This window comes from Enterococcus aquimarinus, from assembly GCF_001885765.1.
Lineage (GTDB): Bacteria > Bacillota > Bacilli > Lactobacillales > Enterococcaceae > Enterococcus_I > Enterococcus_I aquimarinus.
The window spans coordinates 45887-71598 of the sequence record NZ_JXKD01000005.1 but is presented as its reverse complement, the minus strand read 5'-3'; the positions used below and the strand labels follow the sequence as shown (position 1 = coordinate 71598).

Here is a 25712-nt window from a genome sequence, read left to right as displayed (position 1 = left end):
CATTCTACATGAAACTGTTGTAAAAAGCTTATTTCTTTTCTATTAAGATATGATTACAAAATAACAAACGAGAACAAAAAAAGTATTGACGAGTGATATAAGTCTCACTCATCAACACTTTTTTATTTCTTCGATTAAACCTTAAAAATCTTACGTTTCTTATTTCGCGTAATCTGTTGCGCGTGTTTCACGAATCACAGTTACTTTAATATTCCCAGGATAATCAAGTTCATCTTCGATCTTCTTACGGATATCACGGACTAAGCGAACGGCATCTAAGTCCGTAATTTCAGTTGGTTTCACCATCACGCGAACTTCACGTCCGGCCTGAACCGCAAAACTATAATCCACCCCAGCAAAACTATTCGAAATCGCTTCTAAGTTTTGTAGTCGTTTAATATAATTTTCTAAAGACTCACTGCGGGCACCTGGTCGGGCTGCAGATAAAGCATCGGCAGCTGCTACTAAGACTGAAATAATCGATGTTGCTTCCGTATCACCATGGTGAGAAGCAATTGCGTTGATAACTGTTTTATTTTCTTTGTATTTTGCCGCAAGCTCTGCGCCAATTTGTACGTGCGAACCTTCGACTTCATGATCGAGAGCTTTCCCGATATCATGCAGTAAACCAGCCCGTTTTGCTAAGGTAACATCTTCACCTAACTCAGCTGCTAAAACTCCCGTTAATTTAGCGACTTCGATTGAATGTCTTAAGACATTTTGACCATAGCTTGTTCGGAAACGCAATCGACCAATAATCTTAATTAAATCCGGATGTAATGTATGGGCGCCTACTTCAAAAGCTGCTTGTTCCCCATACTCACGAATCCGCTCGTCCATGTCTTTGCGCGCTTTTTCAACGGTTTCTTCAATTCGAGCAGGATGGATTCGGCCATCTTGAATCAGTTTTTCTAAGGTCATTCGTGCAATTTCACGACGAATTGGATCAAATCCAGATAACACGACTGCTTCTGGCGTATCGTCGATAATTAAATCAATTCCTGTTAATGTTTCAAGTGTACGAATGTTGCGCCCTTCACGACCAATGATGCGGCCTTTCATTTCATCATTGGGTAATGTCACAACGGAAACAGTGGTTTCAGAGACTTGGTCCGCAGCACTGCGTTGGATTGCGAGAGAAAGTAAGTTTTTGGCTTTACGATCAGCCTCTTCTTTTGCCTTCTTCTCTGATTCTCTTACCATGATTGTTAATTCATGACTTAGTTCTTTTTCTGTTTCTTGCATGATGATATCTTTTGCTTCTTCTTTTGATAACGCTGCGATTTTGGCTAACTCGCTTTTTTGTTCTTCGATAATTTCTTCGATTTGCTTTTCTCGCTCATTGATTAATTGTTGCTGGTCACTAAGTTTCGCTTCTTTTTTCACTAGTGATTGTTCACGTTTATCTAAAGAATCATCTTTACGATCAAGTAATTGTTCTTTTTGTAATAAGCGGTTTTCTTGTGACTTTAATTCGAGTTTATTTTCTTTCAACTCGCCTTCAATTTCTGACCGGTATTTTTGATTTTCTTCTTTAGCTTCTAGTAACGCTTCTTTTTTCAAGGTTTCTGCATCTCGTTCGGCAGTTAGGACAATTGCTTCTGCTGTCTTATTTGCAACAAGTAGTTCTTGTTCACGACGCGCTCGATCTTTCTTCGCATACATTAACCCTAAACCAAGACCGACAATTAAACCGATGATAGCGAGGAGAATGTTGAGTTCCATTGGTGAATCACCTCCATACCATCTTTTTTATTTTTAAACAATTTGTAGTTTTTTGATAAAAACCAAAATAAATCAATTATCAAGATGCCTACTTGCATATGTGTATAATACACAGTTTTATTCTAATGTTTATCCTAGGAAGTGTCAACTTAAAAAAAGGGCATTCCACTTCAAACAGTTAAGATTCATCGGTTTTTTATTTTATAAAAAAACTCCTCAAATCACTTTGAGGAGTTTAATAAATATACATTTTATTTTTCTGAATCGATTTCTGGCAAATCAAGAATTACTTCTTCTTCAACTAATGTCTCACCGGTACCAATACCATAGGCATCGCGGACACGCGCTGAAACTTCAGCGACCATTTCAGGATGAGCTAACATATGATTTTTGACATTTTCACGACCTTGACCAATTCGATCCCCTTTGTAAGAATACCAAGCACCACTTTTATCAATAATATCTTTTTCAGCGGCCATATCTAATAGTTCTCCAACTTGAGATATTCCTTCACCGTACATAATATCGACTTCTGCGACTTTGAATGGTGGCGCAACTTTATTTTTAACAACTTTAATTTTTGTACGGTTACCGATAATATCCGTGCCTGATTTTAATTGTTCAGCACGACGGACTTCTAAACGAACGGTCGCGTAAAATTTTAAAGCCCGACCTCCAGGTGTGATTTCTGGATTACCAAACATGACGCCTACTTTTTCACGAATTTGGTTAATAAAGATGGCGATTGTTTTAGTTTTATTAATCGTACCGGATAATTTACGAAGTGCTTGGGACATTAAACGGGCTTGTAGGCCAATATGAGAATCGCCCATCTCACCATCTATTTCAGCACGCGGTACTAAGGCTGCGACAGAGTCAATTACAATAATGTCGACTGCTCCACTTGAGACAAGTGCATCTGCAATCTCTAAACCTTGTTCTCCCGTATCAGGTTGTGATAGCAATAATTCATCAATATTTACGCCTAATTTTTCAGCGTATTGAGGATCTAGGGCATGTTCAGCATCAATAAAAGCAGCTGTTCCGCCGTTTTTTTGTACTTCTGCGACAGCATGAAGAGCAACGGTTGTTTTACCAGAACTCTCAGGACCATAGACTTCTACAATCCGTCCACGCGGGTATCCTCCAACTCCTAATGCCACGTCAAGCGCTAAAGAACCACTAGGAACAGTCGAAATTCGTTGATCCGCTTTCTCGCCTAATTTCATTACAGAACCTTTTCCAAAATTCTTTTCTATCTTTTTAAGAGCAGCATCTAAAGCTGCTTTACGATCATCTGCCACGTTGTAAATCCTCCTTATGTTAGTAAATGGAACAATCTAACGTTTTTCTCGATTTTAAAGTTTCATCACATTCATTTTGTATCTATATCATAGCTTTTATTATTCAAAAAAGCAAGAAAAACCGAACAAACATTCGCGTTTATTTTTCCAGTGCTTGATAAAGCATTCCTAAACCGGCCATTACAGCACTCGCTTGAATGCCTTCTCGATGACTTTCAAAATGATAACAGTGACTTACTACGCCTTGATTTTTTGTCGCTAAAGCAATCCAAACAGTCCCAACCTCTTGACCTTCTAAGGAATCAGGACCCGCCACACCCGTAAAAGCAAGACTATAATCGGTTTGCGCTAGTTTTAAACTTTGAGCTGCCATCGCTTCAACACATTCTTGACTAACCGTGCCATACGTTTCTAATAAATCCATGGGAATTTGTAAGAAATCACTCTTTGTTTGGGCTGAGTAAGTCACGAAACCACCAGGGAATACCGAAGATACTCCGGGAATTGCACTTAGCATCGCTTGAACATGTCCCCCTGTGAGACTTTCAGCTACCGTTACCCGTTTGTCATTTGCTTTAAGTCGTTGCACGACCACTTTGGCTAAACTGTTTTCTTCTCCATAGCCATAAAAAAATTGACCGACTCGCTTTAAAATAATCTCTTCAAGTTGGTCGAGCAATCGTTGTCCTACCGGTTCTTGCGCCGTTTTGACAGTTAAGCGTAAGGTTACTTCGTTTTGTTTGGCGTAAGATGCAATGGTTGGATTGACCTGTTGCTCAATTAAATCGGCTAATTCCGTTACTAAACGCGACTCCCCAATTCCATAAAAACGTAATACTCGTGAATATAGTTTTTCCTTTTGGGGAAATCTTTCCTGTAATAATGGCACGACATGTTGCTGAAACATCGGGATTAACTCTTTTGGTGGACCCGGTAAAAGGAGGTAATGACTTTTTGTCTCTCTATCTGTGTAAAAAATGCCAATGGCTAGACCCGTTGGATTTTGTAACGCTTCACCGTTTTGAAAGACCAAGGTTTGCAACAAATTATTTTCGGTCATCGCGGTATTTCTTTTCTCGAAAAAATGACGTAGTTTTTCTTGACCAATTGGATTTTGAACAAGCGTTTCGCCGACATGTTTAGCCGTCACTTGCTTCGTCAAATCATCGGGTGTTGGTCCCAATCCTCCACATAAGACAATTAAATCACTTCTCTTTTCTGCTATCGACAAGGATTGAGCTAAACGTCCTCCGTTGTCGCCAACCACGCTTTGATGATAGACTTCAATGCCAAGTTTGGCTAATTCTTGTGCAATAAAGGTCGCATTAGTGTTCACAATTTGACCGAGTAAAATTTCTGTTCCGACTGCAATAATTTCTGCTTTCATCACGTTCGCTCCTATTCATAAGATACTTCTTTTTTTCATTCTTTTTTTTTAAAAGGCAAAAACAGGAAAAATACGCTCACGTACCCTTCCTGTTTTTTTCATTACATAGAGCCTTTAAAAACGGCCGTATTTTTAGCAAAATAATCGACACCGGAATACACCGTTGCAATTAAACAAATATATAACATGATTTGATCGACTGGAATTCCTAGCATTGAAAATGGCACATTTTGAATTAATAGTAAAATAATCGCTAGCATTTGAGTCGCTGTTTTGATTTTTCCTGGCCAAGCTGCAGCCATGACCTCGCCGTCTTCTACTAATAATAATCGTAACCCCGTCACTGCTAGTTCCCGACAAATAATGACAGCTACAATCCAGCCTGGAACCATCCCTAAGTCGACTAATAAAACAAAAGCTGTCATGACTAGCATTTTATCCGCTAAGGGATCAGCAAATTTTCCAAAATTAGTTACTAAATGGCGCGCTCTAGCAATATAGCCATCCAACCAATCTGTCACACTTGCTACTGCAAAAATAATCGCTGCAAGTAGATGTGTAATCGGTAAACTAACTCCCGCAATGGCTAACGTTCCCAAATCAAATGGTGCAACTAATATCACAACGAAAATCGGAATCATCAAAATTCTTAACACGGTTAGTTGATTCGGTAAATTCAATTTTCGTCCTCCTTTCTTGCTTCTTAGACACGTATTCGTTTAACGATTCATCGCATAAGAAACGGTTAATGTCATATTTTTTTGTAAAAGAGGCATCGTTCCTTCTTTGAAAGGAATCAATTCTCCGTTTGCTTTCATATCCACATTGGCGCTGGCACCTAAGACAATGTTTGCTTGAGTTGCTCCTTCTGGCAAAGTCACACTTTGGCTGTCTCCGGGTTCTAACGTGTATTGCAAGACATATTCACCGTTAACCATCACACCTACCCAACAGCGTCCATCTAGGCCTATAAAGGTTAGTTCTAAGGGTGATTGTGCTTGTTCAATCGCAACGGTAACATCTTGTTGCGTTTGATGCGTCGTTTTAATGACCATTTCTTCTTTTTCTTGGGTCTCACTTGTCGTCGTTGTTTCAGTCGACTGTGTACTATCTGTTTCTTCAGTACTGTCTTCGGTGGTCGTCTCCGTGGTGATTTCATTCCGAACATCAATCGATGACGGACTCCCAATAATAGGATTCTGAGCATTATTTTGAATCGAAAGATACGCCACAATGGTTAAAATCGTCATTGCAATTAAGCCAATTAAAACCGTGGGTAAATAATCGACCCAATTTTTCTTTCGCTTCTGCTTCGTACTATTACTTGAACGCGATCCTTGAACCGTTTCAGGTTTTTCTCTTTTAGGCAATGGATCGCCAAAGGAAGCTTCCCCATCATAGATAGCGACCAATCGATCGCCATTTACACCTACGACTTCAGCATATTGGCGAATAAACGTCCGGACATAGTAATCGCCTGGTAGTAAGTCAAATGTGCCTTTTTCAATCGCTTCTAAATAACGCTTTTGAATTTTCGTTTTTTGCTGTAATTCATCTAGGCTAATATTTTTATTTAATCGAGCTTGACGAAGGTTATCGCCAATTAAAAGTTCGTTGCCCACTCGTCCATCTTCTCCAGTCTATAACTAAATTTAACTTTATCTAGAATAACATAAAACCCACGTTAATAAAGCGGTTTTCGCCATCCATGAAAAAAATTTAAACTTCTTTTTTTAATGGCTCTAAGTAGAATCGACTAAATGCTTTGTTTTGAATAAATTGTTCGCCGGCTATTAGACAGTCTGCTAATGTCATTTCTTGAATGAGTTGCGGCAAATCAAATAACGTATAATCGCCAAAAAGGTCTTGGGTGAATTGATTGGCAATATATTCTAAGGAGTTTAGTGATTGAAAATATTTTCCAAGCATTTTTTTCTTTAGCAAAGTAAAATTCTTTTCATTCACTTCTGAATCATCACGAAAATTTAACAGAATTTTTTGAATGCTTTCTGTAAATCGATCTGGTTCATTCGTATCCGTTGAGAAGTCAGCAAAATGAAAACCACGATCAAAAGAAAATTCAAAGCCAAAGGTGTCATCAATGACGCCTGATTGATATAGCTGCAAATAATTATGACTCGTATTTCCTAGTAACATTTCAAGCAAGAGATTGATTCCTGTGCGAAAAATAAGTTGATCTTTGGCATTAGATGGTAATTGTTCCTGAAAACCGCGAATACCTAAAACGGCTTTTGGTCGATTCACGGGCATCTGGATGGCAGAAAAAGGAATGATTTCTGCCGCCGTTTCAACAGGGAATTCGCGGATGATTTCTTTTGTTTCCGAGAATTTTTTGCCAGCTTGGTTCACTTGGATCCACTCTAAAACTTCTTCAGGATTGACATCCCCAACAATAAACAGCGTCATATTGCTTGGGTGATAAAAAGTTTCATAACAAGTATACAAATCATCGGCGGTGATTTGATCAATACTTTCAACTGTTCCAGCAATATCAATATGTAAAGGGTGTTTTGGATACAGATTATTTAAAATTCCAAAAAATTGACGCCAAACTGGATCATCTTGATACATTTGAATTTCTTGGCCAATAATCCCTTTTTCTTTTTCGACTGTTTCAGGCGTAAAATACGGTTCTTGCACAAAATCCAGTAATGTAAGTAAATTTTCTTTGACTTGATCGGTTGCTGAAAACAAATAACTTGTCCGTGTAAAACTCGTAAAAGCATTCGCCGAAGCGCCTTGCTCGCCAAATTTTTGAAAGATATCGCCGTCTTCTTTTTCAAATAATTTATGCTCTAAAAAGTGAGCAATACCATCTGGGACCGTTTTTAAAGATTCTCCTTTATAACCAAAAACATTATCAATTGAACCATAATTAGTACTAAATAAACCATATGTTTTATGGAAATCTTTTTTTGGTAAAATATAGACTTTTAATCCATTCGCTAAAACCTCTTCGTAAAGAGTCTCATTGATTTGTTCATATCTTTTTTTATTCATCGGCTTATTCTCCATCTAAAAAGAAGACTGCCTCTAAAGATACTTGCTGGGCAACTTCTTGTACTTCTTCTTTTGTGACACTCATGATGTGATTTAAAAACTGTTTTTGCGTTTGTTTTGTTTCCGGTAACCAATTCTCTAAGTATTTGGTCTCAATGAGCGATTGTGGATTATCTAAAGACAAGAGATATTGATTTTTTAACATCGCTTTTGTTTTTGCGAGCTCTTCATCACTAATTTCTCCTCGTTGCAAACTTGCTAACTGCGCTTCAATTAAAGCCATAGTAGCCGAACGGTTTTTTCCGTCAATTCCTGTTTGAACCGTCATTAATCCACGAAATGTATCAACACTGCTGGAAGCATAGTAAGCGAGACTCGCTTTTTCTCGAACATTCAAAAAGAGTTTCGAATGTGGGAATCCTCCAAACAAGCCATTGAAAATCATTAGCGGATACCGCTTCCTATCATCATAATAAATGTTAGTCGCATAGGCTAAATTTAATTTGGCTTGTAAAACCTCTTGGGTCAGTTGTTCTTCGCGAATCTGATTTTCTAACGGTTGACGATAGAAAATATCCGTTGTTTTGCGCAATCCTTGCGCAAAAGGAAGTTGTGCAATCTCTTTTTGAACAACTTCGGGCGAAAGATCGCCTACGACAAAGATATCAATGCAATCTTCTTCTAACATTTGGCGATAGGTCTCATTTAAATCACTAGCAGTCAGTTTTTCTAAATCGCTGACCTCACCGAAACTCGGTGTTTTTTGATCCTCATTTTTATTAAAATATAATTCTTGGACTTTTAACGAGGCTAAGGTTTGTTTATCTTCTTGAACACTTTCTAAATAGGCAATCAAGTTCTTTTTTTCTAACTCAAAAGTCGTCTGTTCAAATTGATTGTCGCAAATATTAGGATAAAATAGAATTTCCTTTAAAAACTGAACAGCTTGCGAGAAAACATCCTCTTGTTCGATATATTTGCCATTAACGACCGTCATCGAGACATTGACTTGGTGCAGATTGCCCCGTTTGCTAACATTTAAGCCAAAACTCGCCCCATATAATTCTGCTAATTTTGCACTCAAAGCTGTTTGAGTTGGGTAGTTTAAACTATTGGTTTCTAAAAGACTTGTTAATAACGTCCGACTCGTTGCTTTTTTACGTGTATGTGGTGTCGAAAATCGAATGAAAAGTCGGATTGTTTTAAATTTTTCAGTTGGAATCACTGTTAAAGAAATTCCTGGTTGAATGGGTATTGTCATGGACAAAGGCTCCTTTAAATAAATTAAATGATTCTGTTTTTTATTATAACATAGGAGTGATTTATCTTAGCCTAACATGCGTAAATAAAGTCTTTTCACTTTCGATTTTTGTTATTAACGGCTATAATCAGATTATCATTTGGAAAAGGAGCATTTAAATGAAAAAATTAGGCCAAGAATTTAAAGAATTTATTATCAAAGGAGATGCTTTAAACCTAGCAGTTGGCGTCGTAATTGGGAGTGCTTTTACCGCAATCGTTAATAGTTTAGTCACTAATTTAATCACACCTCTCATTGAATTATTTATTTCCCTCTTCCTTGATCGAGGCGAAACGATGGATGACGCTTTGAGTATTTTGAGCGTGACGATTAATGGTGTTTTATTCAATTTTAGTGCGATTATTAGTGCCATTATCACATTCATTATTACTGGTTTCGTTTTATTTTTAATGATTAAAGCAATCAATCGTGCGAAAAGAATGACGACCAAACCCGTTGCTGAAAAAGAAGAAGAAGTCGCAAAACCGAGCACCGAAGAATTACTTGCTGAAATTCGTGATTTATTAAAAGAACAAAAGTAAAGAATGATCGTCCCAAGTAAACTTCACTAGAACCCTTTTTGGATCACTTTGAACAACGATCCTTAAAAAACGGCGTTAAAAAAGCATTCATCAGCCTGAAGCTTGATGAATGCTTTTTTTTATCCTTAAATTGCTTCAGTAACAAACTCAATTTCGACAGTTTTCGTTAAAACATCTGAATAACTGTATGATACTCGTTCAAAAGAGTTCTCTTCTGGATCTAAATCCACTACAAAAACAGAAGGATACGTTTCTGTTAAAATCCCACGTCGTTCGGTTTGGCGCTTACGTCCAGTTTGGGCAACTAACATAATCTTGCTCCCAATCCGATCTTCTAAATCTTGTTTAATCGTCGCTAAAGTTGCTGGCATTACGTTCACCTCACGAGTGCAATTATAACACATTTAATATAAAATTACAACTTTATCATAAAATCTTTTTCATTACAATTAGAATTTCATTATAATTTTTTCATTTATAAATATTCAGAAAAATAATTGGTAATTTTTCTTCTCGATCGATTATACGCACTCATTAATGACGCATCCGCCTTTAAAGCGTCATTTTCTGTAAGCGAAATACTCTGATATAACGCTTTCATTTCGAGAGGTGATAATAATTGCTGGCTTTCAGCAAATACTTCTTGTAGCAATAACTGTTGTAAGGCATCATCCGTATGGCTCGTGTATTCACAAAGATCTTCAAAGCCATCTGCAATCGTTTGTTCAAAAGAAACCGCCCCGATATTCGTTTTTCTTTTATAAGCAAATTCTCGGCGGATTAAACTGCGAATCCGATTTTCAAACGAACGTTTAAATAATACACCTAAAGAAGTTCCATAATCCGGTTCGAAAGCTTGGATACAATCATAAAAAATAATAAAACCTTCTTGAAACCAATCTTGTTCATCTAACTCTCGCAAAAAATATTTTTTTCTTAAACTATAAACGAGTGGCCGGTACTGTCGATACAATGCTTCTAGTGCTTCTTCATCCCCTTGTTTAGCGGCTAAAATTAACGTTGTCTGCACGAAAATTGCTCCTCTCTAATGATTATAAGAGGAGCATAGCATTTTTTATCTTACATGATTCTCATTTAGTTAGTCATCTTTTGCTGTGCCAGTTACTTCTTCTTTTTCTGACTTAATTCTGTCAATTTTTGATTTAAAAGAAGAAGTTGCTCATTATCCCAAGGAGAATTCCGGCGAAAATGACTAAATTTTAATTCTTTTTGATGATTTTCAATATTTTTATCATTTTTTTCCAGTAATTTATACAATTCACGAGCTGAAACTCTTAACGCTCCTTGAGAAAAAATGACCCATTGCTCCGCTAGATCACTGGTCGCTACCGTGACTTGAGTCAACACATTATTCAACTCTCTCGCCATTTTTTCAATATAGGTATCCGCAGTCGTTCCTTCTTCGGTAAAAATCACTTCTAAATGATGTTTACGATAACTTTGAGTGACTCCTGGTACCAGCTGGGCATCGAAGACTACAATGACTTCGATCCCTTCATATTTGGCATAACTAGATAACCGTTTTAGTAATAAATCGCGCGCGTCTTCCAATCGTTCTTGGTTTTTCAAACGCACTAATTCTGGCCAAAAACCAATCATGTTATAACCGTCAACAATGAGTATTTGCTTTTTCATAGTGATTCAAAGCCGCGTTGGCGAAACACTTCATACATCAATAAACTAGCAGCAACTGAAGCATTTAGACTTTGGACGTGTCCTGTCATCGGAATCGTTAACATTTCGTCAACTTCTTTTTTCAATCCCTCACTCATGCCTTTGCCTTCATTCCCAATAATTAAGGCAACAGAGCCTTTGGTGTTCCACTTGTCGTAAGAAGTTCCTTTCATATCCGTCCCAAAGATCCAAAAACCTGCTTCTTTAAGCTCTGTAATGGCTTGGCTTAAGTTTGTGACTCTAGCGATTGGGATGTGTTCGACGGCTCCTGTGGACGTTTTAACGACGACTGGTGTGATGCCAACCGAACGATGTTTTGGGATAATGACTCCGTCTACCCCACTGGCATCTGCCGTTCGTAAAATCGAACCAAAATTATGAGGATCTTCCAAACTATCTAAAATTAAGTAAAAAGAATGTTCTTTTTTCTGAGACAATAACTGCTTCAACGTCAAATATTCATACGGCGTAATCGCTAAAACAACCCCTTGATGCACCGCGTCTTGCGTCATACTGTCGAGTTTTTGTTTTGGTACCCATTTAACAGGAACCGCAAATTCTTGTGCCAGTGATTTCAACTGTTCAATTTTATCACCCCGGGCATCTTCTAAAACAAATAACTTATTGCCCCGTCCACTCTTTAAGGCTTCCGTAACACCATGATGACCAAAAACGAAATTTTCGGCAATTTCTTCCGAGCTTTTTTCTTGTTTCTTGAATGAATCGCGTTTCTCAAATTCTCTTTTTTTCGGTAATGATTGGGTTTTTTTCTTATTCATCGTCGCCAGTCCCTTCTTTCTTTTCTTCTACTTGTTGAATACACCACTTAACGAGACTTGCTACGCGTTCTTCTTGATCGGTTAAGTGTAAGTATCCTATAACAGACTCAAAACCGGTAGACATTCGATACGTCTTAATATCCGTGTTCTTCGCACTTGTTTGACTCTTACTATTGCGGCCACGGCGATAAAAACCTTCTTCTTCCTCTGTTAAAATTTGCTGTTCGACCATTTTTTCAATCAACATTGCTTGGGCTTTCGCTGAGACATAGTGGGTAGCCAAGCGATGTAACTGGCTAGGTCTAGTCTGTCCTTGAGCCACTAAATGTTGACGAATATACGTCTCATAGACGGCGTCGCCTACATACGCTAACGCCAAACCATTTAATTGTCGGTAATCTCTCATTTTTCTCTTCTCCAACGGGTCCCTTGGGGGGTGTCTTCCAAGACAATGCCCTGTTCTTTAAATAAATCACGAATTTCATCGCTACGCGCAAAATTTTTCGCTAGCCGTGCTTGATTACGCTCAACGATTAACGCTTCAATTTCATCATCGATTAATTCTTTTTGCTCAAAATAAATACCAAAAATCGTTAATAGCTCACTAAATTCAGCGAGTACTCGTTCTAAAACGACACTTGAAACACGCTCTTTTTGGCTATAAACATTAATTTTTTTCGCCATCTCATAAATCACTGTTATCCCATTTGCAGCATTAAAGTCATCATCCATCTCTTGAATAAACAGTGCAATTAATTGTTCCCATTGCGCTAAAAAAGTTTCGTCATCGGCTAATGATTCCACCGCATCTTTTAAGCGAAAACGCGCATTTTCATACGTCGTGCGTAAACGAGCTAAATTCGTTTCTGCTTCTTTAAAAGAAGTCTGACTAAAGCGCAACGGTCGACGGTAATGCGTCGCCGCTAAAAAGAAACGTAAAATTTGTGGATCGTGTTGTTGAACAAGTTCATGAACAGTCACAAAATTCCCGAGTGATTTACTCATTTTTTCATCAATTTCACCAATTGTCACAAAGCCATTATGCATCCAATAATTAGCAAACGTTTTGCCTGTTTTCGCTTCACTTTGGGCAATCTCATTTTCATGATGCGGAAAAGCTAAATCTTGTCCGCCGCCATGAATATCAATCGTCTCACCTAAATGCTTTGTCGCCATTACGGAACATTCGATATGCCATCCTGGTCGACCGACGCCCCAAGGAGAATCCCAAGTAATCCCGCCATCATTCGTTTTTTTCCACAATGCAAAATCTAGCGGATCTTCTTTGATTTGTTGTTCATCGCCTGTTCGTTGGCTTGCACCAACTTCTAATTCATCAATCGATTGATCACTTAATTGACCATAGGGATGAAACTTGCGCGTCCGATAATAAACATCGCCATCTACCGCATAAGCATATCCTTTTTCAATTAAAACAGCGATAAAAGAGAGGATATCCGGAATATGATCCATCACTCTTGGTTGCAAATCAGCTGGTTTAACTTGTAACGCGGTCGAGTCTTCCGTGAAAGCCGTAATAAATTTGTTGGCTACTTCTGGCGCAGTCATCCCTAATTCTTTTGCCACACGAATAATTTTATCGTCAACATCGGTCACATTCGATACATAATGAACCGCATACCCCCGATACTCTAAATAACGCCGAATAGTATCAAATGCCACGGTACTTCGGCCATTCCCCACGTGAATATAGTTATAAACAGTTGGCCCACAAACATACATCCGGACTTTTCCTTCTTCGATAGGTTGAAACACTTCTTTTTGACGGCTTAAGGTATTATAAATTCGAATCATTTTTCTTTACTCCTTCCAACAGTTGAAATCAAAAAAACGCCTTTCAAATAAGTTTCCTTATTTAAAAGACGCAATCGTTGCGTGGTTCCACTTTTGTTCACAGAATGTTTTTCTGCCTTCCAAATGCGTAACGTGCACTTTCTCGTCTTTGATTTTCATCAAAGCCACTCCCAGGTGCATTTCCTCCGTCTTTTTAATTGCTTCCATCAACCGCAATCTTTCTGAAAAAAAGATAAGAGTACTTCGTCTGTTCGTTGTGTTTTTTTATAAAACTTGATTTAAATGAGCTAATGCTTTTTCACGACCAAGTAATTCTACCGTATCCGGTAATTCTGGACCATGCGTTTGACCAGAAACAGCCACACGAATCGGCATAAATAAGTTTTTCCCTTTAATGCCTGTTTCTTTTTGAACGGCTTTAATCGCTGCCTTCACTGTTGGTGCATCAACGACTTCCATCGTTTCTAATTGCGCTTTAAACGCTTCTAAAACCACAGGAACACTCTCACCTGCTAACACTTCTTTCGCCGCCTCATCTAACACAGGATGATCCGTAAAGAATAAGTTTGATAATTCAACAATCTCAGCTGCAAAACTCATTTGTGGTTGGTACAACGCCACAATTTTTTGAATCCAAGCAAAACGTTCTGGACTTAATTCTGCTTCCAAACGACCTTCAGTAACGAGATAAGGAATCGCCATCTTCGTTAAGTCTTCAAGATCCATTTGTTTAATATAATGATTGTTAATCCATTCTAATTTCTTCGCATCAAAAGCAGCTGGTGATTTGCTGAGGCGATTAGCGTCAAACATTTCAATTAATTGCGCAGGTGAGAAAATTTCTTCTTCACCAACTGGCGACCAACCTAGTAACGTAATGAAGTTAAACATCGCTTCTGGTAAGTAACCTAGTTCACGGTATTGTTCGATGAATTGTAAAATCCCACCATCACGTTTACTTAGTTTTTTACCTGTTTCTGAGTTAATAATTAACGTCATATGACCAAATTGGGGATAATCCCACCCAAATGCTTCATAAATCATCATTTGTTTTGGCGTATTGGCAATATGATCATCGCCACGTAAAACGTGTGTAATTTGCATTTCATGATCGTCCACTGTTACTGCAAAATTGTATGTTGGCATGCCGTCACGTTTCAAGATGACAAAATCACCACCGACATTATCCGATTCAAAAACAATTTCACCTTTTACAAGATCATCAAAACGGTATTCTGCGTTTCTTGGTACGCGGAAACGAACAACAGGCTGAATGCCTTCTGCTTCTTTTGCCATTTGTTCTTCGACTGACAACTGGCTGCAAGTACCACTGTAACGAGGAATTTCGCCGCGGCTACGTTGTGCTTCGCGTTCTTCTTCTAATTCTTCTTCCGTACAGTAACATTTATAGGCACGGTTACTCGCTAATAGTTGATCAATCAGTGGTTGATAAATTTCCTTACGCTCAGATTGACGGTAAGGTGCGTACTTGCCAGGTTTTTCCGGTGATTCATCCCACTCAATACCTAACCATGCTAAGTTTTCTAATTGGCTTTTTTCACCTTCGTCAATATTACGTTTTAAATCTGTATCTTCAATGCGAATAATAAACTCTCCACCATGACGACGAGCAAATAAATAATTAAATAGAGCTGTCCGAGCATTACCAATATGTAAGTGTCCCGTTGGACTTGGTGCGTAACGCACACGAATTTTTTTCATTTTCTTCATCCTTTGTCTAACAATTTGTGTGATACGTTTGATTGATCACTACTTGACTGAATTGTACATTTTATCTGGCCATTAGTAAAGGCACAAGACTAGAATTCCACGCGAGATTAGGCGTTTTGAGCGCTATTTTATCCTTCAAATAACCGCTTTTTGTTATTTACTCTCTTCGCTCGGATTCGTTATTCCCCGTCTAGAGTGCGCGGGACGAGCAAAAATCATCCGCCCTGCGGCTGTTTGGAGAGCACTTGTGACGATTACTTGAATTTGTTCATTCATGTAATGTTGCCCGTCTTCTACCACAATCATCGTCCCATCATCTAAATAAGCGACTCCTTGTTGTCTTTCCGTTCCCGCTTTGACAACGACGACTTCCATCGTTTCGCCCGGAATCACGACCGGTTTCACTGCGTTCGCTAAGACATTAATATTTAAGACCGGAACATTTTGGAATTCGGCTACTTTATTTAAATTGTAATCGTTCGTGACCACGACGCCATCAAGTAGTTTCGCTAGTTTTAATAACTTACTATCGACTTCCGTAATCTCTTCAAAATCACCTTCATACATTTCCACGGTAATGCCTTCTTCTTTTTGCAATGCATTTAAAATATCTAACCCTCGACGGCCACGTACCCGTTTTAAGTTATCGCCAGAATCAGCAATGTATTGTAGTTCATATAAAACGAAATTCGGAATTAACAGTGTTCCTTCTAAAAAACCTGTTTTCGCGATATCATAAATCCGACCATCAATAATGACACTCGTATCTAAAATTTTGTACTTGCGAAAATGATCATCCACTTTGCGATCCAACATCTGATGATCGACATCTTGTTCCGCTTTTTTGTTCTTTGTCGTGAAAATCTTGAGCCACTCTTCCATCCGAGTCGTTCCCACTTGAAAACCTAAATAACCAAACAACAACATCAAAACGACCGGAATGACGCCATTAATAAATGGTACTTTCCAGGCAAAGAAAGGAATAGACAAGGTGACCGCTAAGACTAGCCCGATAATAGAACCGATTACTCCAAATAATAAGTAAGTCAGACTTAACTCACTTAGTCTTTTTTCAATTTTGTTAATACTGGCTGTAATATAGTTAACGACGAGTAGAGAAAATAAAAAAGAAATAAGTGCACCGATGATACTATTCGTTATCGTATTATTCAGCCATTCATTTTGGGCATAACCTAAAGCTAACCATGCCGTTGGTAGTAATGAAATCCCTAAACTCGCTCCTGCTACAATCAGCAAGGCACGAATGACGCGTTTTTGCATACTCAAACCTCCTATAATTTTATTTTATCTTTATAACTAACGCTAAAGAGCAAGAGAGTGTGTTCGCTTTCTTTGCTTGCTCTTTAGACGAGTATACCATGACTATTTAAATACTTTTCTTAAGGCTTCTTCTAATGTTGCCACCCCAACCACTTCAATATCTTTAGGTGGTTTCCAACTTGCGAGATTGTTTTTAGGCAAATAGACTTTCTTAAACCCTAATTTTTGAACTTCTTTGACGCGTTGTTCGATTGAAGTCACGCGCCGGATTTCTCCCGTCAAACCGATTTCTCCAATAAAACATTCGGTCGCACTCGTCCCTTTTTCTTTATAGCTCGAAGCAATACTAATCGCGGTAGCTAAATCGATTGCCGGCTCATTCAATTTCACACCACCAGCAGCTTTTAAATAAGCATCTTGATTTTGTAATAATAAGCCCGCTCGTTTTTCGAGCACTGCCATAATCAGCGATACGCGATTAAAATCGAGCCCGGTCGTGGTCCGCTTGGCATTACCAAACATGGTAGGTGTAATCAAAGCCTGAATTTCAACTAAAATGGGCCTTGTGCCTTCCATTGCGACGACAATCGCCGAGCCAGTTGCACCTGCTAATCGTTCTTCTAGAAAGACTTGGGAAGGATTCGAAACTTCGACTAAACCACCGCCGTGCATTTCAAAAATACCAATCTCATTTGTCGAACCAAAACGATTTTTAACGGCTCGTAAAATCCGAAAGTTTTGATGCTGTTCCCCTTCAAAATACAAAACGGTATCCACCATATGCTCGAGCATCCGAGGTCCGGCAATAGACCCTTCTTTGGTGACATGACCTACAATAAAAATAGCAATGCCATTGGTTTTTGCAATTTTTAATAGTTCCGCCGTTGTTTCGCGTACTTGACTGACACTGCCTGCCGCACTCGTAATATCCGGTTGGGTCATCGTTTGAATCGAATCAATCACCACGTAATTCGGTTGAATGTTCTCAATCGCTTGTCGAATATCATGCATATCCGTTTCACCATACAAATAAAATTCATCCTTAATCGCGCCCAAACGCTCCGCCCGCATTTTGATTTGTTCCGCACTTTCCTCTCCCGAAACATACAAAACCGTGCCTCCCGTTTCCGCCAACTGTTGTGAAACTTGAAGCAAGAGCGTCGACTTCCCAATTCCAGGATCACCGCCAAGTAGCACCATTGATCCTGGAACGACGCCGCCACCTAGAACCCGATTAAGTTCTTCCATTTTTGTCTTCACTCGTGGTTCTTTGCGAGGAACCACTTCGTTTAGCTTCATCGGTTGCATTTTTTGTCCCGTTAACGTAGTCCGGCTCCGACGATCACTTTTATTTTCAACTTTTTCCTCTACCAAAGAGTTCCAACTGTTACATTGCGGACATTTCCCCAAATAACGAGGAGAGATATAGCCGCAATGTTGACACTCAAATTGCGTCTTTACTTTTTTTGACAAATTGACTCCTCCTATTCTTGATTAGATGAGCCAAATCCGCCTGTCCGTTCACCAAGACTCTCATCTTGATCGGCTTTTAAAAATGGTAAGAAAATGCCTTGACCAATTTTCTCTCCTTTTTTAATTTGGACATCTTTTAGACCAACGTTCGTAAATTGAAACATAATATGTCCTTCATTTGCGGGGTTATTGTAGTAATCACTATCAATCACGCCTACACCATTACTTAAAACCAAGAAGCGTTTCAAAGGATTACTTGATCGATTGGCTAATTGCAAGAATTCTTCTTCTCCCATATACGCTTTAATTCCCGTAGGAACGAGAACGGGTTTGATAGCTTTTTCTATTTTTTGTTCCGCGCCAATGCGTCGACTAAACCATTGTTTCCAAATACTGGGAATCACCATATCTTCAGCAGCTGCAAAATCATATCCAGCTGCTTGATGCGTTGCTCTTTTTGGTACTTCAATTTCTTTATTTTGATAAGCGGTAACCACTTCAAATCCACGTTTTTTCATGTCTTTCCTCCAATAAAATAGTACTCCTTATTTTACCATAACTTCGTTCGAATTTAGACAATCCCTTCAAATAGTCTAAATTTTTACTAATATTTAGATAATTTGAAAGTGAGATGAATAAAACATGACGAAATGATAAATTACGAGTACAATAGGAAAAAGGATTTTACTATCAAATTCGTATGAGGTGAAGAAATGCGTCAATCGTTACAATCTGCTAAACGAATCGTCATCAAAGTCGGAACCAGCTCTTTAATTCATCCTAATGGCATGATTAACTTAGCTGCCATTGATGAATTAGCTTTTGTGCTAACCGACTTAAGAAATAAAGGAAAAGAAATTATTTTAGTCTCTTCCGGCGCTGTTGGCGTTGGGATGCACCAATTAAACTTGTCAAAACGGCCAACTTCTATTCCCGAACAACAAGCGGTCGCGGCTGTGGGGCAAGCGGCCTTAATGAATATTTATAACCATCGCTTCATCAGCTACAGCCAACAAACGGCCCAGATTCTCTTAACTCGGGACGTCATCGAATTTCCTGAAAGTCGCCAAAACGTTATCAACACACTTGAACAACTGCTTGCCATGGGAATCATCCCCATTATTAACGAAAACGATACAGTCGCTGTTGATGAATTAGATCATTCAACGAAGTTTGGTGATAATGATCAACTCTCTGCTATTGTTGCGCAACTGATCTATGCCGATGTCTTAATCATGTTATCTGACATTGATGGCTTTTATTCTGATAATCCTTCCACTAATCCGGATGCCGTCCTTTATCCACATGTTCCCGCGATTACACAAGAAATCATGGAAAAAGCCGGTGGATCGGGTAGTATTTTTGGTACAGGTGGAATGAATAGTAAATTAAAAGCCGCGCAACGTATTTTTGATATCAATCGTGCAATGGTGCTCGCCAATGGAAAACAACCAAAAATTATTTTTAATATTTTAAATGGGGATGAAATTGGCACACTCTTTAAAAAGGGGGAAAAATAAAATGACCGATTTAATCCAATTAGGGAAACAAGCAAAAAGCGCAAGTTCACAACTTGCCTTACTTGAAACGAGTCGAAAAAATGATTTACTTGAAAAAATGGCAACTGCGTTAGAAGAACATATTCCAGCCATTTTAGAGGCGAATGAAAAAGACTTATCACGGGCTGCTGATTATGGGATTAGTGACACGATGCAAGACCGCTTGCGTTTAACTAAACAACGTATTATGGATATGTCCGCCGGGATTCGTCAAATCGCGACATTGCCTGATCCGATTGGTGAAGTTGACAAAATGTGGAAAACCGTTGATGGTTTAATGATTGGGCAACAACGCGTACCCTTAGGTGTGATCGGAATTATTTATGAATCACGTCCAAATGTCACAACCGATGCTGCGAGCCTTTGTTTTAAATCAGGAAATAGTGTGATTCTACGCGGAGGAAAAGAAGCCATTCATTCGAACCAAAAATTAGTGGCTATTCTGCAAGACTCCTTGATAGAAAATGATTTCTCGCCGTACGCTATCCAACTCATTACTGATTCTTCTTATGAAGTTGCCAATGAATTTATGCGTTTAAATGACTATTTAGACGTACTCATTCCACGTGGAGGAGCGAATTTAATTCGTCGCGTCAAAGAAAATGCGACTGTCCCCGTCATTGAAACAGGAACAGGCAATAATCATATTTACATTGATTCCGATATTGATTTACAAATGGCTTTAAATATCGTAGTAAATGCGAAAGTCCAACGACCTTCTGTTTGTAATGCCATCGAAACGATTTTAGTCCATGAAGCGATTGCTCCTACTTTTTTACCGGCTATTGAAACAGTCTTACTAGCAGAAAATGTGGCCTTACGAGGCGATGAAAAAGCCCTCACGTATTTAACGAACGCGACACTTGCGACACAAGAAGATTTTGAAACAGAATATTTAGAGTTAATCTTAGCAATCAAAGTCGTGTCTTCGTTAGATGAAGCACTGAATCATATTAATCAATACAGCACTAGACACTCTGAAGCGATTATTACTAATAACTACTTTGCTTCCCAACGCTTTTTAAATGAAGTCGATGCAGCAGCCGTTTACGTCAATGCTTCCACACGCTTTACCGATGGCTTTATGTTTGGCTTTGGAGCAGAAATTGGTATTTCGACGCAGAAACTTCATGCCAGAGGACCGATGGGCTTGAATGAACTTACTTCCACAAAATATATTGTTTACGGTAATGGACAAGTCCGTTCTTAAAATAAAAAACGACAAGTATGATTCCGTTCAGAATCATACTTGTCGTTTTTGGATTACCCTAATGCGACATCCAAAATCATCATCACGATAAAACCGAGCATCGTGCCAAAAACACCAAAGTGACGGTGTCCTTCAGTTGAAATTCGCGCTTCCGGGATCAACTCTTCGACTACCACATAAATCATCGCGCCTGCCGCAAACGCCAAGGCATACGGTAAAATAGATGTCATTTGTGTCACTAGTAGCGCACCCAATACTCCTGCAATCGGTTCAACTAGTCCTGAAGCTTGTCCATGAAAGAATGCTTTTTCTCGACTAAGTCCTTCTTGTTGTAAAGGAATTGAAACCGCTGCGCCTTCTGGGAAATTTTGAATACCCACACCAATTGCGAGTGCTACCGCTCCGAAAACGGCTACGCGTGGATCATCCGCACTCGCTGCAGCTCCAAATGCTACTCCTACAGCTAATCCTTCAGGAATATTATGTAGCGTAATCGAGAAAACCAATAGAATGGTTCGTTTAAAGTGACTCGGGATTCCTTCTTCTTCATGATTTGAGCCAAAATGAATATGTGGTAAAATTTTATCTGCCGCATATAAGAACAAACCGCCTAACCCAAAACCAATCGCCACCACTAACCAAGCAATATCGCCATTTTGCTCAGCCTGCACAATGGCTGGATCTAACAACGACCAAAAACTCGCTGCGATCATGACGCCAGAAGCAAAACCTAACATGAGGCTTAAGACATTCCGATTTAACGTACGAAATAAAAAAACTAACCCCGCTCCCGCAGCCGTCATCAAATAAGTAAACCCCGTCCCTACTAATGCTTGCTGCCAAGGCAGTAATCCCATCAACCAATCCATGATTTTCTAACACTCCTTTTTGACTTTCCATCATTTTCTTCTATCATATCATAATTTCTAGAAATCGCATTCTTTTTTTAGGTAGTCCGAATTCTTAAGTAAATTCAAGTATCTTTCCGTCATTTACTTGAAAGTTTCAACTATTACTACTATAATGCAAAGAGACCTTTGGCAATGAAAAGGCAATAAAAATTAAAGTGAGGAAAAAAATTGATTACAGTAAGTGATGTTAGTTTGCATTTTTCAGATCGCAAACTTTTTGATGATGTAAATATTAAATTTATCCCTGGAAACTGTTATGGTTTGATTGGTGCAAATGGTGCTGGTAAGTCAACTTTTTTAAAAATTTTATCTGGAGAAATTCAACCTTCAACCGGGAACGTGATTCTTGGTCCAGATGAACGTTTAACGGTATTAAAACAAGACCATTATAATTATGATGACTATAGTGTAATGGAAACCGTAATTATGGGGCATAAAACGCTCTATAATGTCATGAAAGAAAAAGATGCTATTTATATGAAAGAAGATTTTAGTGATGCCGATGGTCTGCGTGCCGCAGAACTAGAAGGCGAATTTGCCGAACTCGATGGTTGGGAAGCAGAACCAGAAGCTGCAGTCTTATTACAAGGATTGAATATCCCTGAAGATTTACACCATCTTCAAATGAAAGAATTAAATGCGGGCCAAAAAATTAAAGTGCTCTTAGCGCAAGCGCTCTTTGGTAAACCCGATGTGCTATTACTCGATGAGCCGACTAACGGCCTTGATATCCAATCAATCGCTTGGTTAGAAGAATTTTTAATTAACTTTGAGAACACCGTTATCGTCGTTTCCCATGACCGTTACTTCTTAAACAAAGTATGTACGCACATGGCGGACTTAGATTTTGGAAAAATTCAACTATTTGCTGGTAACTATGACTTTTGGTTAGAATCCAGTCAATTAGCACAAAAATTACAATCACAACAAAATGCTAAAAAAGAAGATCAAATCAAAGAATTACAAGAATTTATTGCTCGTTTTAGCGCTAACGCTTCAAAATCAAAACAAGCAACGTCTCGTAAAAAAACCTTAGAAAAAATCACCTTAGATGATATTAAACCTTCGTCCAGACGTTACCCGTTCGTTGGCTTTAAACCAGAAAGAGAAATCGGCAATGACTTACTCCAAGTCGATAATCTCAGTGTGACAATTGAAGGCAAAAAAATCTTAGACAACATCAGCTTTACGCTGAACAAAGATGATAAAGTTGCTTTCTTAGCAAATGACGACATTACGACAACAACCTTATTTAAAGTACTCATGGGTGAAATCACTCCCGACTCGGGTACGGTTCGTTGGGGTGTCACAACAAGCCAAACCTATTTACCGAAAGATCCAAGTGCTGAATTTGATAATGACTTGACGATTGTTGATTGGTTACGTCAATACGCAAGTAAGGAAGAAGACGACAATACGTTCTTACGTAGCTTCTTAGGACGCATGTTGTTTTCTGGTGATGAAGTCTTGAAGAAAGTCAATGTATTGTCTGGGGGAGAAAAAGTTCGTTGTATGTTATCTAAAAACATGTTATCAAAAGCGAATGTCCTTGTTTTAGATGATCCAACGAATCACTTAGACTTAGAATCGATTACTGCCCTAAATGATGGCTTAATTGCATTCTCAGGTTCGATTTTATTCGCTTCTCATGACCATCAATTTATCCAAACGATTGCGAACCGTATTATTATGGTTTCAGATAACGGCGTAGTCGATCGCGCTGATACAACATATGATGAATTTTTGGAAAATAAAGATGTTCAACAACGTGTCGCAGCCTTATATGCCTAATAAAAACCCATTGAAGTTGTCACTTCAATGGGTTTTTGCTTACTATTTATATCCATCACATCAACATACGATGAACTCACTTGCTGCTTACCTTTATTCAGTGCTTAAGAATAGTCATCACGAGGAGATAAAGAAGAAAATTTGTTGTACTCTTTAATAAAGAGTAACTCAACCGTTCCACGTGCTCCACTCCGGTTTTTCTCAATAATCACTTCAATCACATTATTATTACTTTGTTCCTCTTCTTCTTCATCACCTTCGCGTTGATAATAATCGTCACGATATAAAAATGCAACAATATCCGCATCTTGCTCAATCGAACCCGATTCTCGGATATCACTTAAGACTGGGCGCTTATCTTGACGTTGTTCAACACCACGCGATAATTGAGACAAAGCAATTACAGGAACTTTTAGTTCTTTGGCTAACGTTTTTAACTGCCGAGAAATTTCAGAGACTTCTTGTTGGCGGTTTTCGCGTCCCGTTCCTTCAATCAATTGTAAGTAATCAATTAAAATAAGCCCTAGATTGCCTGTTTCTTGTGCTAATTTCCGACATCTAGCACGGATTTCTGAAATTTTAATCCCCGGTGTATCATCAATATAAATACTTGCACGCGATAAACTCCCCATCGCAACAATTAAATTACGCCATTCTTCTTCGTTCAATTGGCCCGTTCTTAGATGGCTTGCTTCAATTGAACCTTCCGCACAAAGCATCCGATTCACTAAAGATTCCGCACCCATTTCTAGACTGAATATCGCAACCGTTTTATCTGTTTTTGTGCCAACGTTTTGTGCAATATTCAGTGCAAAGGCCGTCTTACCTACGGCCGGACGCGCTGCTAAAATAATCAACTCTTCTTTTTGTAACCCCGCTGTCATTTTATCGAGTGCCTGATAACCAGTAGGTAGACCTGTAATTTCTTCATTATTTTGTGCTAACCGATCGATTGTTTCTATTGATTGATTCAACACATCTGCAATGGACTGAAAACCCGTACTGTTCCGTTTTTCAGATACTTCTAAAATACTACGCTCTGCTTCATCAACAATCGCTTGAACTTCTTCTCCTTGTTCAAAACTTTTCACCACAATCTGATTAGCCGTTTGGATTAACTGACGTAAAAGAGACTTATCATCAACGATTTTAGCATAATAACTAACACTCGCAGAAGAAGGTGTTGATTGACTCAACTCACTTAGATAGCTAATGCCACCAATATCTTCCAAAGCATTACTTTTCTCAATTTCTGCTTTTAGCGTCACTAAATCGATGGCTTCTCCCCGATTGCTTAATTGAATCATGCTTTGAAAAATAATTTGATGACTTCTGCGATAAAAAGAGCGCGGAGTAACAATTTCCATCGCATCAATTAATGTATCACTATCAAGAAAAATGGCACCTAATACGGCTTGTTCTGCTTCAATATCTTGTGGTGGAATCTTATCTTGCCAAACTTCATTCATGCTTTTCTCTCCTAATTTCCTTGCTACTATTTCTTTACTGTCGAGGATTGCGGCAAATAAATACGGATGACAAAGAAAAAGCGATTTTATTCCCTTAAAAGAGCAGGAAATTTATCGCCCTCTTCGTATCTCGTCGATTGTTACCCTTGTACCACATGAACGTTAATAATCGCCGTTACTTCATGATGCAATTTAGCTGGTACTTTCGTATAACCTAAACTACGAATTGGTTGTTTTAAATCTAATTTGCGTTTATCAATTTTAATTTGATATTGTTTTTGCAAAGCATCGGCAATTTGTTTCGACGGAATTGAACCAAATAAGCGACTGTCTTCCCCCGCTTTTGCTTTAATTTCAACAACCGTTCCTTCTTTTTCTAACATTTCTTTCAAAACTTGAGCTTCTTTTAAAATTTCAGCTTCTTGTTTCGCTTTTGCTTTATTTTGACCCGCTACTTGAGCTAAACTTTCTTTTGTCGCTTCAACCGCTAATTTATTTTTAATTAAATAATTTTGCGCATAGCCTGTTGGAACTTCTTTTACGTCCCCTTTTTTGCCTTTTCCTTTAACATCTTCTAAAAAAATAACTCGCATATTATCGCTCCTATTCTATCATTCATGTATACTTTATATTTCAGAAGGAAAAAACCTTCATTTAGCTCTCCATTTTCAGTCAGATGACCAATGATATCTTCTAGCTTTTTTATTTTATAAAGAAAG

24 protein-coding genes and 1 other annotated feature are annotated in these 25712 nt (G+C 38.5%); of the genes, 4 read left to right on the top strand and 20 right to left on the bottom strand.

Features of this window, described 5'->3' with window-relative positions:
- Positions 1–159: 159 nt before the first annotated feature.
- The 7 genes from rny to yfmF all read right to left on the bottom strand — a co-directional run bounded on the left by rny (position 160) and on the right by yfmF (position 8698).
- A complete protein-coding gene (rny, locus tag RU93_RS05220) occupies positions 160–1725 on the bottom strand; it encodes a ribonuclease Y (RefSeq protein WP_071874561.1) in 1566 nt (521 codons plus the stop codon).
- A 251-nt stretch (positions 1726–1976) separates the two neighbouring features.
- Entirely contained in the window at positions 1977–3029 is a 1053-nt protein-coding gene (gene recA / locus RU93_RS05215; protein ID WP_071874560.1) for a recombinase RecA, read from the bottom strand.
- 139 nt (positions 3030–3168) lie between these two features.
- Complete coding sequence (locus tag RU93_RS05210) at positions 3169–4416, bottom strand: competence/damage-inducible protein A (protein ID WP_071874559.1); 1248 nt, start codon at positions 4414–4416, stop codon at positions 3169–3171.
- A gap of 101 nt (positions 4417–4517) precedes the next feature.
- On the bottom strand, positions 4518–5096 hold the full coding sequence (gene pgsA / locus RU93_RS05205) for a CDP-diacylglycerol--glycerol-3-phosphate 3-phosphatidyltransferase (protein ID WP_071874558.1): 579 nt from the start codon (positions 5094–5096) through the stop codon (positions 4518–4520).
- Positions 5097–5135: 39 nt separating this feature from the next.
- Positions 5136–6038: a helix-turn-helix domain-containing protein gene (locus tag RU93_RS05200; RefSeq protein WP_071874557.1), complete on the bottom strand. Its 903-nt coding sequence runs from the start codon at positions 6036–6038 to the stop codon at positions 5136–5138.
- Positions 6039–6135: 97 nt separating this feature from the next.
- Positions 6136–7437 (bottom strand): EF-P 5-aminopentanol modification-associated protein YfmH, encoded by a 1302-nt coding sequence (gene yfmH / locus RU93_RS05195; RefSeq protein ID WP_071874556.1) that lies wholly within the window; start codon positions 7435–7437, stop codon positions 6136–6138.
- Between the two features lie 4 nt (positions 7438–7441).
- Positions 7442–8698: an EF-P 5-aminopentanol modification-associated protein YfmF gene (gene yfmF / locus RU93_RS05190; protein WP_071874555.1), complete on the bottom strand. Its 1257-nt coding sequence runs from the start codon at positions 8696–8698 to the stop codon at positions 7442–7444.
- A gap of 158 nt (positions 8699–8856) precedes the next feature.
- Between yfmF and mscL the strand changes: the two genes are divergently transcribed.
- The gene (mscL, locus tag RU93_RS05185) at positions 8857–9279 is read left to right on the top strand and encodes a large conductance mechanosensitive channel protein MscL (RefSeq protein WP_071874554.1); all 423 of its coding nucleotides are present in this window, start codon (positions 8857–8859) and stop codon (positions 9277–9279) included.
- Positions 9280–9404: 125 nt separating this feature from the next.
- On the opposite strand, the gene RU93_RS05180 is transcribed toward mscL, so the two are convergent.
- From RU93_RS05180 to RU93_RS05135, 10 genes are all read right to left on the bottom strand, one after another.
- Positions 9405–9650: a Veg family protein gene (locus RU93_RS05180; RefSeq protein ID WP_071874553.1), complete on the bottom strand. Its 246-nt coding sequence runs from the start codon at positions 9648–9650 to the stop codon at positions 9405–9407.
- Positions 9651–9754: 104 nt separating this feature from the next.
- Entirely contained in the window at positions 9755–10309 is a 555-nt protein-coding gene (locus RU93_RS05175; RefSeq protein ID WP_071874552.1) for a sigma-70 family RNA polymerase sigma factor, read from the bottom strand.
- Positions 10310–10401: 92 nt separating this feature from the next.
- Positions 10402–10935 (bottom strand): NYN domain-containing protein, encoded by a 534-nt coding sequence (locus RU93_RS05170; RefSeq protein ID WP_071874551.1) that lies wholly within the window; start codon positions 10933–10935, stop codon positions 10402–10404.
- Positions 10932–11753, bottom strand: a complete 822-nt coding sequence (gene rlmB / locus RU93_RS05165) for a 23S rRNA (guanosine(2251)-2'-O)-methyltransferase RlmB (protein ID WP_071874550.1) — start codon at positions 11751–11753, stop codon at positions 10932–10934. The genes RU93_RS05170 and rlmB overlap by 4 nt, the downstream gene beginning before the upstream one ends.
- On the bottom strand, positions 11746–12159 hold the full coding sequence (locus RU93_RS05160) for a Mini-ribonuclease 3 (RefSeq protein ID WP_071874549.1): 414 nt from the start codon (positions 12157–12159) through the stop codon (positions 11746–11748). Before RU93_RS05160 ends, rlmB begins: the two co-directional genes overlap by 8 nt.
- Positions 12156–13568 (bottom strand): cysteine--tRNA ligase, encoded by a 1413-nt coding sequence (gene cysS / locus RU93_RS05155; RefSeq protein WP_071874548.1) that lies wholly within the window; start codon positions 13566–13568, stop codon positions 12156–12158. The genes RU93_RS05160 and cysS overlap by 4 nt, the downstream gene beginning before the upstream one ends.
- 61 nt (positions 13569–13629) lie before the next feature.
- Positions 13630–13832 (bottom strand) — a binding site (T-box leader).
- Entirely contained in the window at positions 13833–15290 is a 1458-nt protein-coding gene (gltX, locus tag RU93_RS05150; protein WP_211272559.1) for a glutamate--tRNA ligase, read from the bottom strand. It abuts the feature before it with no gap.
- A 162-nt stretch (positions 15291–15452) separates the two neighbouring features.
- Positions 15453–16580 (bottom strand): PIN/TRAM domain-containing protein, encoded by a 1128-nt coding sequence (locus tag RU93_RS05145; protein ID WP_071874546.1) that lies wholly within the window; start codon positions 16578–16580, stop codon positions 15453–15455.
- Positions 16581–16682: 102 nt separating this feature from the next.
- The gene (gene radA / locus RU93_RS05140) at positions 16683–18053 is read right to left on the bottom strand and encodes a DNA repair protein RadA (RefSeq protein ID WP_071874545.1); all 1371 of its coding nucleotides are present in this window, start codon (positions 18051–18053) and stop codon (positions 16683–16685) included.
- A gap of 11 nt (positions 18054–18064) precedes the next feature.
- On the bottom strand, positions 18065–18571 hold the full coding sequence (locus tag RU93_RS05135; protein ID WP_071874544.1) for a dCTP deaminase/dUTPase family protein: 507 nt from the start codon (positions 18569–18571) through the stop codon (positions 18065–18067).
- Between the two features lie 195 nt (positions 18572–18766).
- Between RU93_RS05135 and proB the strand changes: the two genes are divergently transcribed.
- Together proB and RU93_RS05125 are read left to right on the top strand one after the other, a co-directional pair.
- The gene (gene proB / locus RU93_RS05130) at positions 18767–19573 is read left to right on the top strand and encodes a glutamate 5-kinase (RefSeq protein ID WP_071874543.1); all 807 of its coding nucleotides are present in this window, start codon (positions 18767–18769) and stop codon (positions 19571–19573) included.
- A 1-nt stretch (position 19574) separates the two neighbouring features.
- Positions 19575–20822 (top strand): glutamate-5-semialdehyde dehydrogenase, encoded by a 1248-nt coding sequence (locus tag RU93_RS05125; protein WP_071874542.1) that lies wholly within the window; start codon positions 19575–19577, stop codon positions 20820–20822.
- A 53-nt stretch (positions 20823–20875) separates the two neighbouring features.
- Here the strand turns inward: RU93_RS05125 and RU93_RS05120 are convergent, their stop codons facing one another.
- Positions 20876–21694: a ZIP family metal transporter gene (locus RU93_RS05120; RefSeq protein WP_071874541.1), complete on the bottom strand. Its 819-nt coding sequence runs from the start codon at positions 21692–21694 to the stop codon at positions 20876–20878.
- A gap of 207 nt (positions 21695–21901) precedes the next feature.
- Between RU93_RS05120 and RU93_RS05115 the strand changes: the two genes are divergently transcribed.
- Positions 21902–23524, top strand: a complete 1623-nt coding sequence (locus RU93_RS05115; RefSeq protein WP_071874540.1) for an ABC-F family ATP-binding cassette domain-containing protein — start codon at positions 21902–21904, stop codon at positions 23522–23524.
- 104 nt (positions 23525–23628) lie between these two features.
- On the opposite strand, the gene dnaB is transcribed toward RU93_RS05115, so the two are convergent.
- Together dnaB and rplI are read right to left on the bottom strand one after the other, a co-directional pair.
- Positions 23629–24993 (bottom strand): replicative DNA helicase, encoded by a 1365-nt coding sequence (dnaB, locus tag RU93_RS05110; protein ID WP_071874539.1) that lies wholly within the window; start codon positions 24991–24993, stop codon positions 23629–23631.
- Positions 24994–25133: 140 nt separating this feature from the next.
- On the bottom strand, positions 25134–25586 hold the full coding sequence (gene rplI / locus RU93_RS05105) for a 50S ribosomal protein L9 (RefSeq protein ID WP_071874538.1): 453 nt from the start codon (positions 25584–25586) through the stop codon (positions 25134–25136).
- Positions 25587–25712 lie beyond the last annotated feature (126 nt).

Coding starts and splice junctions, on each gene's coding strand:
- rny (WP_071874561.1), bottom strand. CDS start 1,725: ATGGAACTCAACATTCTCCTCGCTATCATCGGTTTAATTGTCGGTCTT.
- RU93_RS05210 (WP_071874559.1), bottom strand. CDS start 4,416: ATGAAAGCAGAAATTATTGCAGTCGGAACAGAAATTTTACTCGGTCAA.
- yfmH (WP_071874556.1), bottom strand. CDS start 7,437: ATGAATAAAAAAAGATATGAACAAATCAATGAGACTCTTTACGAAGAG.
- yfmF (WP_071874555.1), bottom strand. CDS start 8,698: ATGACAATACCCATTCAACCAGGAATTTCTTTAACAGTGATTCCAACT.
- mscL (WP_071874554.1), top strand. CDS start 8,857: ATGAAAAAATTAGGCCAAGAATTTAAAGAATTTATTATCAAAGGAGAT.
- RU93_RS05180 (WP_071874553.1), bottom strand. CDS start 9,650: ATGCCAGCAACTTTAGCGACGATTAAACAAGATTTAGAAGATCGGATT.
- RU93_RS05170 (WP_071874551.1), bottom strand. CDS start 10,935: ATGAAAAAGCAAATACTCATTGTTGACGGTTATAACATGATTGGTTTT.
- rlmB (WP_071874550.1), bottom strand. CDS start 11,753: ATGAATAAGAAAAAAACCCAATCATTACCGAAAAAAAGAGAATTTGAG.
- RU93_RS05160 (WP_071874549.1), bottom strand. CDS start 12,159: ATGAGAGATTACCGACAATTAAATGGTTTGGCGTTAGCGTATGTAGGC.
- cysS (WP_071874548.1), bottom strand. CDS start 13,568: ATGATTCGAATTTATAATACCTTAAGCCGTCAAAAAGAAGTGTTTCAA.
- gltX (WP_211272559.1), bottom strand. CDS start 15,290: ATGAAAAAAATTCGTGTGCGTTACGCACCAAGTCCAACGGGACACTTA.
- RU93_RS05145 (WP_071874546.1), bottom strand. CDS start 16,580: ATGCAAAAACGCGTCATTCGTGCCTTGCTGATTGTAGCAGGAGCGAGT.
- RU93_RS05135 (WP_071874544.1), bottom strand. CDS start 18,571: ATGAAAAAACGTGGATTTGAAGTGGTTACCGCTTATCAAAATAAAGAA.
- proB (WP_071874543.1), top strand. CDS start 18,767: ATGCGTCAATCGTTACAATCTGCTAAACGAATCGTCATCAAAGTCGGA.
- RU93_RS05125 (WP_071874542.1), top strand. CDS start 19,575: ATGACCGATTTAATCCAATTAGGGAAACAAGCAAAAAGCGCAAGTTCA.
- dnaB (WP_071874539.1), bottom strand. CDS start 24,993: ATGAATGAAGTTTGGCAAGATAAGATTCCACCACAAGATATTGAAGCA.
- rplI (WP_071874538.1), bottom strand. CDS start 25,586: ATGCGAGTTATTTTTTTAGAAGATGTTAAAGGAAAAGGCAAAAAAGGG.